We start from the raw sequence: 13680 nt of genomic DNA, 5'->3' as shown, positions 1-13680 counted from the left end.
GAAGGGCCTCGCTTGCTGCTCTTTCAGGCGCGCGCGACAACCTTTTGAGCACCCGGATGTTCCGCTTTCAGCTCCGGTTCATCCGGCATGAAGGGGAACAATTCAACTTCATGGGCGGAACGAGACAACACGACGTGATTGTTCGGAACCTCCGTCCAGGTCGGCTCACCATCATAGGGCTCGGATGCGACGATCAACCTGTCGCCGGCTTGTCTGTAATACAAGGAATTTGCCGTATCGTTTTCTGCGAAGCGGAAGGCGTAAAGCTCGTGGCCATTGGCAAGAGCCGCTGTGAAGCGCATCCGCTCGCGCAGGCCATTCTCATTGAGCAAATCGCGCAGCCGGATCATCACGCTCCGAGTCGCGTCGACCGGATCCGCGTCGATGCCGGCTCCCATAATGGCCAGAAACAACGCTTCGGAGTCCGTATTGCCGCTGCGCGACGGATACAGCGGGTCAGGAATCATCGCCTCGATACGGCGACGCAGCCGACTCCAGCTGCCGACGAAGCCGTTATGCATGAACATCCAGCGGCCGCACGCAAACGGGTGACAGTTCTGCCGCGTGACGGGCGTGCCGGTGGCGGCGCGTACATGCGCGAAGAACATGTGCGATTGCAGATGCCGGCATAGATAGCGCAGGTTTTCGTCCGACCACGCCGGCCGCGTCTCGCGATACAGGCCCGGCTCGGGATGCACGCCGTACCAGCCGAGCCCGAAACCGTCTCCATTGGTCGGGCCGGCCGATTCGCGCGCACGCAGGCTTTGCGTGATGAGCGAATGCACCGGCTCGGTGACGTAGTTCTCGAAGAGAGTGGCCTCTCCGCGATAGGCAATCCAGCGACACATCAGGAACCTCGGGATGATACACGCTGTGCAGCCGCACACGGATGCGCGGCGCTGCGCGTCAATGGTCAATTGCCGCAGCCGGCTCCGGTTCCGTCACAGAGCGCATCGCATAGGAACCTTGGGCGAAACGCATCACCGGATCCGCCATGTCCCTAGCCCTCGCCAGCGCCCCTCCATCATGTCGAAACTGCAGGACGTTAGATTCGTGGCGACAACGGAAACGCGGCCGCTTCAGATCTTGCCGGCGTGCCGTTCGGCCGCTGTCTCGGCGGATTCTTCGACGGAGTGAGTTGCATCATCGGCTACAATGGCACCACCTGCCGAGCACACGATCGACGACCTCGCCCTCAACACCACGCAGGACGGCATCTTCCGCAGCCTCATGTATTTGTTCGTCGTCGCCGCACTGTTCGCCTCTTGGCGCACATCGCAGCGCGCGCGACTGCGCGCGTCGAGCGTTCGCTGTTGTCGGCCTGCTACTGTCGTTGAGGGGGGTGTGAGGTTGGCGAAGGATTGATCGCGCATCACCAAATTCGCGTCGTTCCTCACCCCCTCCACGAGCCGCTGCGCTCACGCTGCTCTTGACCGAATTATGTGCAACAGGAATCCCGATCCACAGCGACGTCTCTGGCGCTGTCATTTTGCAATGCCGGTATTTCTGCTAAGAGCTCCGCAGGGCCGCACCTGGGGGCCGAGCGGAAGAGCGAACCATGCGAATTGCAATGATCGGAACGGGCTATGTCGGCCTGGTGTCGGGAGCCTGCTTTGCCGATTTTGGACATCACGTCACCTGCGTCGACAAGGACGCCAACAAAATTGCCGCCTTGCATCAAGGGCAAATTCCGATCTACGAACCAGGGTTGGAAGAGCTGGTAGCCGCCAACGTCAAGGCCGGGCGGCTCTATTTCACCACCGACCTTACCGCTCCGGTGGGCGAGGCAGACGCCGTTTTCATCGCGGTGGGTACGCCGTCGCGGCGCGGCGACGGCCACGCCGACCTCAGCTACGTTTATTCGGCCGCACGAGAAATCGCCGCAGCGCTGAAGGGCTTCACCGTGGTTGTCACCAAGTCGACCGTGCCGGTCGGCACCGGCGATGAAGTCGAACGGCTGATCCACGAAACCAACCCAGACGCCGACGCCGCGGTCGCCTCCAATCCGGAATTCCTGCGCGAAGGCGCGGCGATCCGCGACTTCAAATTCCCCGACCGGATCGTCATCGGCACCGCGGACGAGCGCGCCCGCAAGGTGCTGGGTGAAATCTATCGGCCGCTGTCGCTCAACCAAGGCCCGCTGATGTACACGGCACGGCGCACCGCAGAGCTGATCAAGTACGCCGCAAATGCCTTCCTGGCGACCAAGATCACCTTCATCAACGAAATGGCCGATCTCGCCGAGAAGGTCGGTGCCGACGTCCAGGACGTTGCCCGCGGTATCGGCATGGACAACCGGATCGGCCAGAAGTTTCTTCACGCTGGCCCCGGCTTCGGCGGCTCGTGCTTCCCCAAGGATACCCGCGCGATCGTGCAGACCGCGCACGACCACGACGTGCCGCTGCGCATCGTCGAGGCGGTGCTGTCCGTCAACGACAACCGCAAGCGCGCGATGGCCCGCAAAGTGTCCAACGCCCTCGGCGGCAGTCTCCGCGGCAAGACTGCGGCGGTGCTCGGGCTGACCTTCAAGCCGGACACCGACGACATGCGCGACGCGCCGTCGATACCGCTGATCACCGGTCTGATCGACATGGGCGCAACCGTGCGCGCGTTCGATCCGGTGGGCATGGCGCAGGCCAAGGCCGAGCTACCCGATATCATCTATTGCGAAGATGCCTACGATTGCGCGCAAGGCGCCGATGTTCTTGTGATCGTCACCGAATGGGTGCAATTCCGTGCGCTCGACCTGCCGCGCCTGAAGACCACGATGAAGCAGCCGGTGATCGTCGACCTGCGCAACGTGTACCGGCCGGAAGAGATGGCCGAGCACGGGTTCACGTATCAGGGCGTGGGGCGTGGCTGAGCGTCACTGCGTCTCACGGGCACGGCCGGTCTTATGCCGGCCATGATGGAGAAAGAAGACTAACTGGCCGCTGGCGATCTGTTGCCCGTCGCCAAGCAGAAATTCCGCCTGCGCCAGAACAGGCGGAGTGCCGCCTGCTCCGATCGCAATGATAACGAAAGCAAGCAAAGCGAGCAGGTGCATCCTGTGACCCGCTCACTTTCGGCTTGCTTGTTCCTCAGCTACTTGCCCCACAGCTCCTGCGACACCTCGACGGCGAGGCGCAGCTTGTCCCACTGCTCCTGCTCGCTGAGGATGTTGCCTTCCTCGGTCGACGCGAAGCCGCATTGCGGCGAGACGGCGAGCTGCTCCAGCGGAGCGAACTTGGCGGCCTCCTCCAGACGGCGCTTGATGTCGTCCTTCTTCTCGAGTTCGCCGAACTTCGAGGTGATGACGCCGACCACCACGACCTTGTTGCCCTTCGGCAGGAAACGCAGCGGCTCGAAGCCGCCGGCGCGCTCGGAGTCGTATTCCAGGAAGTAGCCGTCGTAATTGATGCCGGCCAGCAGCGTCTCGGCCACCGGCTCGTAGCCGCCGGACGAAATCCAGGTCGAGCGGAAATTGCCGCGACAGACATGCGTGGTGATCACCATGTCGGCCGGCCGATCGGCGATCGCGTAGTTGATCACGCGGGCGTAGATCTGCTGCAGATTGTCCGGATCGTCGCCGCGGGCGCGGGCCTTCTCCAATTCGTCCTGCGAGCACAGATAGGCCCACACCGTGTCGTCGAACTGCAGATAGCGACAGCCGGCGTCGTAGAACGCCTTGACGGCCTTGCGATAGGTCTTGGCCAGATCCTCGAAGAACACGTCGAGGTCAGGATAAACGTCATTGGAGATCGCCTTGCGGCCGCCGCGGAAATGCAGCACGGCCGGCGACGGGATCGTCATCTTGGCCGTCACATGTGCGGTGTCGGCGTGCTTCTTCAGGAAGCGGAAGTGATCGAGCATCGGATGATCGTCCGGGAAGTCGAGCTTCCCGATCACCCGGATCGAATCGTTGCGGGTCTGTACGCCGGCGAATTGAATGCCGGTGTCCGGATGATAGAGTTCGCAGCCAGTCAGATGGCTGAGAAAGTCGAAGTGCCACCAAGAGCGGCGGAACTCGCCGTCGGTGGCGAGCTTCAGGCCGATCGCCGCCTGCTTGTGAACGACCTTTTCGATCTCCAAGTCCTCGATCTTCTTCAGATCGGCGGCGGTGATTTCGCCCTTCTCCAATTTGGCGCGCGCCTCCTTGATGCTCTGCGGGCGCAGCAGGCTGCCGACTTCGTCGGCGCGGAAGGGGGCTTTTGTTCTCTGCATCGTCTCACTCCCAAGCAGGATCAGCTCTTGATGGCGGCGGCTCCGGAGACGCCGAGGTAGCGTTCGAGCGTCGCCGGATCGTCCTTGAGCGCCACGCTCGGCGCCTCGTGGACGATCATTCCGCGCTCCAATATCACAACGCGATCGGCGAGCCCGAGGATTTTTCGGGCATTTTGCTCGACCACAATGGTGCAGATGCCGCCCGATCGGGTGATCGCACCGATCGCGACCAGCAGTTCGTCGACGATGATCGGCGCGAGGCCCTCGGTCGGCTCGTCGAGCAGCAACAGCTTCGGGTTCAGCATCAGCGCCCGTCCGATCGCCAGCATCTGCTGCTCGCCGCCGGACAGTTGATTGCCGAAGTTGCCGCGCCGCTCCTCGAGCCGCGGGAACATGTCGTAGATGCGCGCGACGGTCCACGGGCCGGGCTGCGCCACCGCGGTCAGATTCTCCTCGACGGTGAGCGACTTGAAGATGTTGCGCTCCTGCGGCACCCAGCCGATACCGGCGCGGGCGCGCTGGTCGGGCCGCAGCGCGGTGATATCGAGGCCGCCGAGCGCGATGCGACCGAAAAACCGCCTCGTCACGCCAACGATCGAATTGATCAGCGTCGTCTTGCCGGTGCCGTTGCGGCCGAGCAGCGCCAGCGCCTCGCCATCGGCGATGCGCAGCGACATGCCGGGGATCACCACCGCCTCGCCATAGCCGGCACGGAGTTGATCGATGGTGAGCAGGTCAGACATCGGCATCCTCGCCGAGATACACGGCCTTGACCTGCGGATCGCGCGCCACCTCGTCGGGCGGGCCTTCGGTGAGCAGCCCGCCGGCGACCAGCACCGAGATGCGGTCGGCGAACGAGAACACAAGGTCCATGTCGTGCTCGATCAACAGCACGGTGACCTCGCGGGGCAGGTTCGCCACCGCGGCGAGAATGTCGTGACGCTCGCTCTCCGGTACGCCGGCAGCCGGCTCGTCGAGCAGCAGCACGCGCGGCTTGGTGGCGATCGCCACCGCGATCTCGAGCAGGCGCTGCTTGCCGTAGGGCAAGCGCCCGGTCGGTTCATTCATCACGTCGAGCAGATGGAAACGCGTCAGGATGTCGGCGATCTCGTCGTTGATGTCGGCGCGGGTGCCCATCCGCCGCCACCAGTCGCCGCCATGGCCGGAACGCTCCGACACCGCGAGGCCGATGGTCTCCAGCGGCGTCAGGTCTGCATAGAGCTGATTGATCTGGAAGGTGCGCGACAGCCCCTTCAGCACCCGCCGGTGTGCCGGCATGTCGGTGATGTCCTGCCCTTCGAGCAGGATGCGGCCGCCATTCGGCTTCAGCACGCCGGTGAGCTGGTTGATCACCGTCGTCTTGCCGGCGCCGTTCGGGCCGATCAGTGCGTGGCGCGCGCCTGCCTCGACGTTGAGCGACAGATTGCGGGTGACGTGGAGGCCGCCGAAGTGCTTGTCGAGACCGATGGTTTGCAGCGCCAGAGTCATGACGCACCTCCGGCCGGCTTCTCACGGCGCAGCGTCCGCATCACCGCGCGGGGCACATACATCACCCATCGCTCCAGCCGCTCGCGGCCGATCAGCACGATCGTCACCAGCACCAGCCCGATCCAGAACAGCCAGTATTGCGGCGTGATGGTCGAGAACACTTCCTGCAGGATCTTGAAAATCACCGCACCGATCAAACCGCCATACAGATAGCCTGTGCCGCCGAGCACCAGCACCAGCACCAGATCGGCCGAACGCTCGAACGAGAATACGTCGAGCGAGGCCAGCTGCGTGGTCTGGGTGAACAGCGCGCCGGCGATGCCCGCATAGGCCGCCGCGAGCGTGTAGACCGCGACCAGCCGGCGATTGACCGGAATGCCGACCGCCGACGCCCGCAGCGGATTGTTGCGGATGGCGCGGAGGCTGAGACCGAACGGCGAATGCACGATGCGGCGGGCCAACAGGAACATCACGAACAGCACCGCGACGCTGTACCAGAACCCCACCTTGCCGAAGATATCGAACTCGAACACGCCCAGGATCGGCTGCATCACGATGCCCTGCAGGCCGTCGGTGCCGCCGGTGATGTTGGAGAACCGCTCGGCCAGCGCTTCGAGCAGCAGCGCGATGCCGAGCGTCACCATCAGCCGGGTGAGATCGACGCCGCGGATCACCAGGAAGCTGGTGGCGAAGCCGACCACGCCGGCGACGAGCCCGGCGACCAGCAGCGCCAGGACCGGCTCGGGCACCAGCCCGTGCAGCGCCATCAGGCCGGCCGCATAGGCGCCGACACCGAAGAACGCGGCGTGGCCAAGCGAGACGATGCCCGCGTAGCCGAGGATCAGGTCGAGCGACAGCGCGAACAGGCCGATCCGGACGATCTCGGTCATGATCAGATAGCGCGACGGGAACAGACAGCCGACAGCGATCAGCGCCAGCCAGAACACCGCTTCGCCGATGCGCCAGCGGGCGCCGCGGCGGGCGTGGAAACCGACATTGTCAGCGGGCGCGGTCATGCGGTCACCGCGCGGCGGTGCGGCCGAACAGGCCGTTGGGGCGCCAGATCAGGATCACGATCATGATGGTGTAGATGATGAACGGCCCGAGCTTCGGCAGATAGTATTTGCCGGCGACGTCGCCGATGCCGAGCAGCAGCGAAGCCAGGAACGGACCGGTGATCGAGGACGAGCCGCCGACCGTGACCACGATCAAAAAGTAGATCATGAACTTCAGCGGGAAGTAGGGATCGAGCCCGAGAATCTCGGCGCTGAGAGCGCCGCCGAAGCCGGCGAGACCGCAGCCGAACGCGAAGGTCAACGCAAACACCTGCGGCACGTTGATGCCGAGGCCCGAGGCGACGCGCGGATCGTCGACGGCGGCGCGCAGCCGGCTGCCGAACCGCGTCTTGGCCAGCGTCAATTGCAGCGCAACGGTGAGCAGCCCGCAGATCACGATGATCATCAGCCGGTAGCGGCCGATGCCGACGCCGAACAAATCGATCTGGCCTTGCAGCGCTTCGGGCAGCGCGATGAACACCCGCGACGAGCCCATGATGTAATCGACCGCCGCCACCGACATGAACACCAGGCCGACGCTAAACAGCACCTGATCGAGGTGCGAGCGCTCGTAGAGGTGGCGATACAGCAGCCGCTCCAGCAGCGCGCCGATCAGCGCGCTGGCGAGAAACGCGACCGGCAGCGCCGCGAAGAACGGCCAGCCGGTGCGATTGACCAGCACGGCGCAGACATAACCGCCGGCCATCGCGAACGCGCCGTGTGCGAGGTTGACGAAATTCATCAGCCCCAGCGTCACCGCCAACCCGCACGCCAGCACGAACAGCAACATGCCGTAAGCGACGCCGTCGAACAGGATGGTGAGGAAGGTCATCGAGCTTCAATCACTAGCGTTCGTCATTCCGGGATGCGCCCCCTCTTCGGGGCGCAGACCCGGAATCCATATCCCCTGTAGGTGGTTATGGATTCCGGGTTCGTGCTTCGCGTGCCCCGGAATGACAAACGTCGAGTCCGGGGCGTCGTAAACGATCTTACTTCTTCGTCTTGCCGGGGTCCTTCACGGCGTCGAACTTGGCGAACTCGACATTGTAAAGTTCGCCGTCGACCTTTTCGACCTTGCGGATGTAGATATCCTGGACGATGTCGCGGGTCTCGGGGTCGATCGAGATCGGGCCGCGCGGGCTCTCCCACTTCATGCCCTTCATCGCCGCGACCAGCGAATCGCCATCGGTCTTGCCGCCGGTCTTCTTCAGGGCTTCGTAGATCAGATGGATGCCGTCATAGCCGCCGACCGCCATGAAGCCGGGGCGTTGGCCGAAGTCCTTCTTGTAGGCGGCGACGAACTCCTTGTTCATCGCCGACGGATGCGCGGCCGAATACATGTGCGCGGTGACCACGCCGAGCGCGGCGTCGCCCATGCTGTTGAGGAGGTCGTCGTCCATCACGTCGCCGGGGCCGATCACCTTGATGCCGCTCTTGTCGAGACCGCGCTCGGCGAACTGCTTCATGAAGTTGCCGCCCTGCCCGGCCGGCACGAACACGAACATCGCGTCCGGCTTGGCGTCCTTCATGCGCTGCAGGAAAGGCGCGAAATCCGGATTGGCCAGCGGCACCTTGATCTCTTCGACGATCTCGCCACCGCCTGCGGTGAAATGCTCCTTGAACGACACCAGCGCGTCGTTGCCGGGCGCGTAGTCCGAGGTCAGCGTCGCGACCTTCTTGATGCCGTTCTTGGCGGCCCAGTCGCCGATGATGCTCGACGATTGCGGCAGCGTGAAAGAGGTGCGCACGATATAGGGCGAGCGTTCGGTGATGATCGAGGTGCCGGCGGCCATCACGATCTCCGGCACCTTGGCCTGGGTCGCGAGCGGCGCGGCGGCGAGCGCCGCCGGGGTGATGCCGAAGCCGGCGATCACGTTGACCTTGTCGTTGACGATCAGTTCCTGCGCCATCCGTTTGGTATTATCCGGAATCGCGGCGTCGTCCTTGAGGATGACTTCGATCTTCTTGCCGGCGACGGTGGCGCCGTTCTTCTTCATGTACAGCTTGATCGCGTTGTCGATCTGCTTGCCGGTCGACGCCTGGCCGCCGGTCATCGGCACGATCAGGCCGATCTTGAAGACATCCTCGGCCTGCGCGGCGATCGGTGTGGCTGCCGCGATGGCGATGCAGGCGGCCTGCAGCAGTGTACGTCTGCCAATCAGCATTGGTGTTTCCTCTTGTCCCTGCGCTTTACGTCCGAGGTTTTTTACCCCGATTCCATCCTAGCCGAGGTGCCGCCGCGGAGTCATGCGGCCCGGCTCCGGTGCTGCCGGACTGTCAGGCGTAGGCACCTGTCCGTATGAGGACGTAACCGCCCCTTTGGCGTCGCCAGCAGTGGCCAGCGACGTGCACAATTACAGCCGGCGGATTGGCCACATCATTGCCATGGAAACCGGGATGATGGTGCGATAACAGGTATGCCTTATTAGGATAGCAGATAGATCATCCAGCGGTCTGCCGGTCCTTTGCCCTTCCGCGCTCTTCCTCATAGCGGCCGCCTGGGTCGCCCGGCGGACAGCCGAGCCAATCGAGATATCGAGATACCAATGCCAGCGAGTTCGTTGCGTCTATCGGTCGCGGTTTCCCTAGCGCTTGTGGTCTGCGGGCTCGCAGGCTGCGGCACCGTGAACGAAAAGCTGGCATCCGGGATGGGCGAGTACGTCCCGCAATGGGCCGGCGGCCTGCCCGCCAACGCCCCACCGCGTCCCGGGACCGCGAAGTACGACGCCTATATGCGCGAGCAGGAGCGCTTGCGCAGCCTGCCGGCTGCCGAACGCGCGAAGCTGGAAGCTCCGGCCGGCCAGGCTGCCGCGCCCGCCCGCTGAGGCGGTCGACCGGATTGCTTTCAGCCCGGGTTGGAGCGAAACGTCCTGGCCCGAGTTGACGACGGCTCGGCCCGTCGAATCGACCGTCGAATTTTCTTGGAGAAGATCATGCGCCGGCTGATCGGCAGCCTCATCGTGCTCGCGATCCTGATCGCAGCCTATCTCGGCTCGGCCATGTGGTCGCTCGCCGCCCTGGCGAACGCGGTGAGGGCGGGCGACGGCGCCACGGTGATCGCCCGCACCGATGTGCCGTCGCTGACGCAGTCGATCGCCGACCAGGTCGTGGCGGCCTATCTGACGCGCATCGGCCAGACCCGTCAGGTCGGCTCCAGTGAACGGATGCTGATCCGCGCCGCCGGCAGCGGCGTCGCCCAGGCGATGATCGGCAAGATGCTGACGCCGGAGCATCTCACGGAGATCCTGAAGAGCGGGCAGCTTCAGGGCGTGCCGGAGATCCCGCAGATCACCGGCCTGCCGCGGCTGGCCGATCTCGAAACCGGCAATGTGCTGACAATGCTGCAGCGCTTCCGCTTCATCGATCCGATGGAGTTCGGCTTTCGGGTCGGCGGCACCGCCGGGACCGAGGACGTCAGCGAGGTGCGGATCCATTTCGCCGGCAACGGATGGAAGTTGTCCGGTCTGACGCTGCCCGCCAACGTCGCCCGCGACCTCGCCGCCGCGCTACCGGCGAAGTAACCCTGCCTAAGCTCTGAAGACCGGCAAGCCAGGCTTCGATGCTTGCGGCAGGGCCCGGATCAGTTGAACACCACCGTCTTGCGGCCGTTGAGGATCACGCGGTCGTCGAGGTGGTAATGCATCGCGCGGGCCAGCACGCGGCGTTCGATATCGCGGCCTTTGCGCACCAGGTCTGCCGGCGTGTCGCGATGGCTGATGCGCTCGACATCCTGATCGATGATCGGGCCTTCGTCGAGGGCGCTGGTGACGTAGTGCGCGGTGGCGCCGATCAGCTTGACGCCGCGATCGAACGCCTGGTGATAGGGCCTTGCGCCCTTGAAGCCCGGCAGGAACGAGTGGTGGATGTTGATGCAGCGGCCGGCGAGGCGCTGGGACATCTCGTCGGACAGGATCTGCATGTAGCGCGCCAGCACCACCAGATCGGTCTTGGTCTGCGCGATCAGCGCGGTGATCGCGGCCTCCTGCTGGCGCCGCGTCTCCTTGGTCACCGGCATGTGGTAGAATGGAATCTCGCCGAAGTCGAAGCCGCTGAAGGTCTCACGCGGGTGATTGGAGACGATCGCGGTCGGGATCATCGGCAGTTCGCCGATCCGCCAGCGATACAGGATGTCGGCAAGGCAGTGATCCGATTGCGACACCAGCAGCATCACGCGGCGCCGGCTTTCGCGGTCGCGCATCTGCCAGCCCATCGTGAACTTCACCGCGATCGGACCGAAGCCGGTGCGCAGATCGGCGAGAGGGATGACCCTGCCGGCGGCGTTGAACACCACCCGCATGAAGAAGTGACCGCTCTCGGTGTCGTTGAATTGCTGGGCGTCGAGAATATTCTGGCCGTTCTCGAACAGGAAAGTCGTCACCGCCGCCACGATGCCGGGGCGATCGGGACAGGACAGGGTCAGCACATATTGACGATGGGGCATGGCAATCTTGGTAGCAGCGCGGGCGCGCCGGGGCAGCGGGGTAGCCCTGCTCTAGCACCGCCTCCGCCCTTGCGCCAATCCCGATCAAAGGCGCAAGATGACCAAAGCGTTGGCGATTGACGGAAATCTGGAATGGCTGGACGGCTCGGCGGATATCGTATCCTGATCCTCGAGACCCGCGAGGAGGCACAATTCTCGCGGCTGCTTGGCGATCAGGGCGCCGACGTGCTGCAATGTCCGATGGTGGCGATCATCGACGCCCCCGACCCCGCCCCGGTCGCGGCCTGGATCGACCGGCTGATCCACGAACCGTTCGACGATCTGGTGCTGACCACCGGCGAAGGCCTGCGCCGCCTCACCAAGCTGGCGCGCAGCCTCGACCGTGAGCCTGCCTTTGTCGAGGCTGTCGGCAAGACCAGGCGGTTCGCTCGCGGACCAAAGCCCGGCCGCGCGCTGCGCGAGCTTGGGCTCGATGCCACCGTCACCACCGAGGAGCCGACCTCGGAGGGAATCGTCAACACGCTGGCCAGCTACGATCTCGAGGGGCGCCGGGTCGGCCTGCAGCTATATCCGGATAAGGACCACGCCGCGCTGATCGGCGCAATCACCGCGCAGGGCGCTCAAGTCGATACCGTGCTGCCCTACGCCTACGATCCGCGCGCCGCGGAGGACAATGTGGTGATGGCGATCGATGAGATGGCGGAGGGCCGCGTCGATGCGATCGCGCTGACCAGTTCCAACCAGTTTCGCCGGCTGCTGGAGGTGGCGAAAGCACGCGGCTGCGATGACAGACTGCGTCAAGCTCTCCTGACAACGCCGATCGCATCGGTGGGGCCGGTGGTCTCCGACGAACTGAAGCGGCACGGACTGACGCCCGCGATCACGCCGCCGGAGGGCGCGTTCTTTATGAAGCCGCTGATCAGCGCGATGATCGCTGCGCTGAGTGGCAGCGCTCCGCGGACGGCCCGCGCCTGAGTGCCTGCCTGCGAACGAGGCACGCCGCGCCCGTCCATCATTCGGACGGCGGGCCGGCCCCCGAAAGTAAAGGATGTTTCTGAAGAACCTCAGCGGCGGGTTGAAACTGATTAGTGATCTGCGCTAACACGCCAAGAATAGAAAAAGCCCTTCGGGGATTCAGGGAGGAACCAGATGAAGCGTTTTCTCGCAGCCGTGGCAATCGCCGCGCCGATGTTCGCATCGGCGGCAATCGCCCAGGAAACCGTGAAGCTCGGATATATCGATCCGCTCTCCGGCGGCGGTGCCAGCGTCGGTGAAGGCGGCCTCAAGACCTTCCAGTATCTCGCCGACGAGCTCAACGCCAAGGGCGGCATCCTCGGCAAGAAGGTCGAGATCGTCCCGCTCGACAACAAGACCAATCCGCAGGAAAGCCTCATCCAGGCGCAAAAGGCGATCGACTCCGGCGTTCGCTACGTCACCCAGGGCAACGGCTCGTCCGTCGCCGGCGCGCTGTCGGACTTCCTGACCAAATACAACGAACGCAACCCCGGCAAGGAAGTGCTGTACTTCAACTACGCCGCGGTCGACCCGGTCCTGACCAACGACAAGTGCAGCTTCTGGCATTTCCGTTGGGACGCGAACTCCGACATCAAGATGGAGGCGCTGACCAACTACATGAAGGACACGCCGGCCATCAAGAAAGTCTACCTGATCAATCAGGACTATTCGTTCGGCCAGTCGGTCCGCACCCAGGCCCGCGCGATGCTGGCCAAGAAGCGTCCGGACATCCAGATCGTCGGTGACGAGCTGCATCCGCTGCTGAAGATCTCGGACTTCGCCCCCTATGTGGCCAAGATCAAGGCGTCGGGCGCGGACACCGTGGTGAGCGGCAACTGGGGCCAGGACATCGCGCTGCTGCTGAAGGCTGCCGCCGACGCCGGCCTCAAGGTGAGCTGGTACACCTACTACGCCGGCGGCGCCGGCGGCCCGACCGCGATCAAGCAGGCAGGCCTGAACCATCAGGTGTTCCAGATCACCGAAGGCTTCGCCAACGTCGAACACAAGCAGTCGCAGGATTTCGAAAAGGCGTTCCGCGCCAAGGTCGACCTGAGCCTGTGGTATCCGCGCGCCGTCAACGAAATGCGGATGTTCGCTGCTGCGGCCGAGAAGGCCAAGTCGCTCGATGCCGTGAAGGTCGCTCAGGCCCTCGAGGACATGAAATTCGAAGTGTTGAACGGCGGCGAAGGCATCATGCGCAAGGACGATCACCAGTTCTTCCAGCCGATCTACATCTCGTCCTTCGGCGAAATTCCCGCGGGTCAGTTCGACGAAGAAAAGACCGGTTGGGGCTGGAAGCAGGTCGCCAAGGTCGACACCGCCCAGACCATGCTGCCGACCACCTGCAAGATGGAACGGCCGTAAGTCTCCCACATCGCTCCTCCCTCTCCCCGCTCGCGGGGAGAGGGTTGGGGTGAGGGGGCGCCTCCACACGACGCAACGTCCGCGCTCTGTCGAAACGGGGGGGGGGGGGGGGGG

Annotated in this window: 14 protein-coding genes; 5 read left to right on the top strand and 9 right to left on the bottom strand. The window is 64.3% G+C overall.

What is annotated here, in order from left to right; translation table 11 throughout:
• Positions 1–23: 23 nt before the first annotated feature.
• Complete coding sequence (locus tag LPW26_RS16315; protein ID WP_238736590.1) at positions 24–848, bottom strand: class II glutamine amidotransferase; 825 nt, start codon at positions 846–848, stop codon at positions 24–26.
• Positions 849–1558: 710 nt separating this feature from the next.
• Here LPW26_RS16315 and LPW26_RS16310 point away from each other — a divergent pair.
• Entirely contained in the window at positions 1559–2863 is a 1305-nt protein-coding gene (locus tag LPW26_RS16310; protein WP_238736505.1) for a UDP-glucose dehydrogenase family protein, read from the top strand.
• A gap of 3 nt (positions 2864–2866) precedes the next feature.
• Here LPW26_RS16310 and LPW26_RS16305 read toward each other — a convergent pair whose 3' ends face one another.
• The 7 genes from LPW26_RS16305 to LPW26_RS16275 all read right to left on the bottom strand — a co-directional run bounded on the left by LPW26_RS16305 (position 2867) and on the right by LPW26_RS16275 (position 8911).
• Positions 2867–3046: a hypothetical protein gene (locus LPW26_RS16305; protein WP_238736504.1), complete on the bottom strand. Its 180-nt coding sequence runs from the start codon at positions 3044–3046 to the stop codon at positions 2867–2869.
• Between the two features lie 38 nt (positions 3047–3084).
• Positions 3085–4203 (bottom strand): cobalamin-independent methionine synthase II family protein, encoded by a 1119-nt coding sequence (locus LPW26_RS16300; RefSeq protein WP_238736503.1) that lies wholly within the window; start codon positions 4201–4203, stop codon positions 3085–3087.
• Positions 4204–4223: 20 nt separating this feature from the next.
• The gene (locus LPW26_RS16295; RefSeq protein WP_238736501.1) at positions 4224–4946 is read right to left on the bottom strand and encodes an ABC transporter ATP-binding protein; all 723 of its coding nucleotides are present in this window, start codon (positions 4944–4946) and stop codon (positions 4224–4226) included.
• Positions 4939–5691, bottom strand: a complete 753-nt coding sequence (locus LPW26_RS16290) for an ABC transporter ATP-binding protein (protein ID WP_238736500.1) — start codon at positions 5689–5691, stop codon at positions 4939–4941. Before LPW26_RS16290 ends, LPW26_RS16295 begins: the two co-directional genes overlap by 8 nt.
• A complete protein-coding gene (locus tag LPW26_RS16285) occupies positions 5688–6707 on the bottom strand; it encodes a branched-chain amino acid ABC transporter permease (protein ID WP_238736498.1) in 1020 nt (339 codons plus the stop codon). Before LPW26_RS16285 ends, LPW26_RS16290 begins: the two co-directional genes overlap by 4 nt.
• Before the next feature lie 4 nt (positions 6708–6711).
• Positions 6712–7578 carry a branched-chain amino acid ABC transporter permease gene (locus LPW26_RS16280; protein WP_238736497.1) on the bottom strand — a complete coding sequence of 289 codons (867 nt, stop codon included), beginning with the start codon at positions 7576–7578 and terminating at the stop codon, positions 6712–6714.
• A 157-nt stretch (positions 7579–7735) separates the two neighbouring features.
• Entirely contained in the window at positions 7736–8911 is a 1176-nt protein-coding gene (locus LPW26_RS16275) for an ABC transporter substrate-binding protein (RefSeq protein WP_238736496.1), read from the bottom strand.
• A 381-nt stretch (positions 8912–9292) separates the two neighbouring features.
• Between LPW26_RS16275 and LPW26_RS16270 the strand changes: the two genes are divergently transcribed.
• Together LPW26_RS16270 and LPW26_RS16265 are read left to right on the top strand one after the other, a co-directional pair.
• Positions 9293–9571: a hypothetical protein gene (locus LPW26_RS16270; protein WP_238736495.1), complete on the top strand. Its 279-nt coding sequence runs from the start codon at positions 9293–9295 to the stop codon at positions 9569–9571.
• Between the two features lie 108 nt (positions 9572–9679).
• Positions 9680–10267 carry a DUF2939 domain-containing protein gene (locus LPW26_RS16265; protein WP_238736493.1) on the top strand — a complete coding sequence of 196 codons (588 nt, stop codon included), beginning with the start codon at positions 9680–9682 and terminating at the stop codon, positions 10265–10267.
• 59 nt (positions 10268–10326) lie between these two features.
• Here LPW26_RS16265 and purU read toward each other — a convergent pair whose 3' ends face one another.
• Positions 10327–11187, bottom strand: a complete 861-nt coding sequence (purU, locus tag LPW26_RS16260) for a formyltetrahydrofolate deformylase (RefSeq protein WP_238736491.1) — start codon at positions 11185–11187, stop codon at positions 10327–10329.
• 132 nt (positions 11188–11319) lie between these two features.
• Here purU and LPW26_RS16255 point away from each other — a divergent pair, with 132 nt between their 5' ends.
• A complete protein-coding gene (locus LPW26_RS16255) occupies positions 11320–12162 on the top strand; it encodes a uroporphyrinogen-III synthase (protein WP_238736489.1) in 843 nt (280 codons plus the stop codon).
• 174 nt (positions 12163–12336) lie between these two features.
• On the top strand, positions 12337–13566 hold the full coding sequence (locus LPW26_RS16250; RefSeq protein WP_238736486.1) for a branched-chain amino acid ABC transporter substrate-binding protein: 1230 nt from the start codon (positions 12337–12339) through the stop codon (positions 13564–13566).
• Positions 13567–13680: the final 114 nt, after the last annotated feature.

The sequence above is a fragment of the Rhodopseudomonas infernalis genome (assembly GCF_022271405.1).
GTDB lineage: Bacteria > Pseudomonadota > Alphaproteobacteria > Rhizobiales > Xanthobacteraceae > Rhodopseudomonas > Rhodopseudomonas infernalis.
Note: the sequence above shows the minus strand (reverse complement) of the source record. Positions and strands in the feature narration are given on the sequence as shown.

Bases quoted from the DNA above. Each gene is read 5' to 3' on its own strand.
- LPW26_RS16280 (WP_238736497.1), bottom strand. From the start codon at position 7,578: ATGACCTTCCTCACCATCCTGTTCGACGGCGTCGCTTACGGCATGTTG.
- LPW26_RS16265 (WP_238736493.1), top strand. From the start codon at position 9,680: ATGCGCCGGCTGATCGGCAGCCTCATCGTGCTCGCGATCCTGATCGCA.
- LPW26_RS16300 (WP_238736503.1), bottom strand. From the start codon at position 4,203: ATGCAGAGAACAAAAGCCCCCTTCCGCGCCGACGAAGTCGGCAGCCTG.
- LPW26_RS16270 (WP_238736495.1), top strand. From the start codon at position 9,293: ATGCCAGCGAGTTCGTTGCGTCTATCGGTCGCGGTTTCCCTAGCGCTT.
- LPW26_RS16315 (WP_238736590.1), bottom strand. From the start codon at position 848: ATGTGTCGCTGGATTGCCTATCGCGGAGAGGCCACTCTCTTCGAGAAC.
- LPW26_RS16250 (WP_238736486.1), top strand. From the start codon at position 12,337: ATGAAGCGTTTTCTCGCAGCCGTGGCAATCGCCGCGCCGATGTTCGCA.
- LPW26_RS16310 (WP_238736505.1), top strand. From the start codon at position 1,559: ATGCGAATTGCAATGATCGGAACGGGCTATGTCGGCCTGGTGTCGGGA.
- LPW26_RS16305 (WP_238736504.1), bottom strand. From the start codon at position 3,046: ATGCACCTGCTCGCTTTGCTTGCTTTCGTTATCATTGCGATCGGAGCA.
- LPW26_RS16285 (WP_238736498.1), bottom strand. From the start codon at position 6,707: ATGACCGCGCCCGCTGACAATGTCGGTTTCCACGCCCGCCGCGGCGCC.
- LPW26_RS16295 (WP_238736501.1), bottom strand. From the start codon at position 4,946: ATGTCTGACCTGCTCACCATCGATCAACTCCGTGCCGGCTATGGCGAG.
- LPW26_RS16255 (WP_238736489.1), top strand. From the start codon at position 11,320: ATGGCTGGACGGCTCGGCGGATATCGTATCCTGATCCTCGAGACCCGC.
- LPW26_RS16290 (WP_238736500.1), bottom strand. From the start codon at position 5,691: ATGACTCTGGCGCTGCAAACCATCGGTCTCGACAAGCACTTCGGCGGC.
- purU (WP_238736491.1), bottom strand. From the start codon at position 11,187: ATGCCCCATCGTCAATATGTGCTGACCCTGTCCTGTCCCGATCGCCCC.
- LPW26_RS16275 (WP_238736496.1), bottom strand. From the start codon at position 8,911: ATGCTGATTGGCAGACGTACACTGCTGCAGGCCGCCTGCATCGCCATC.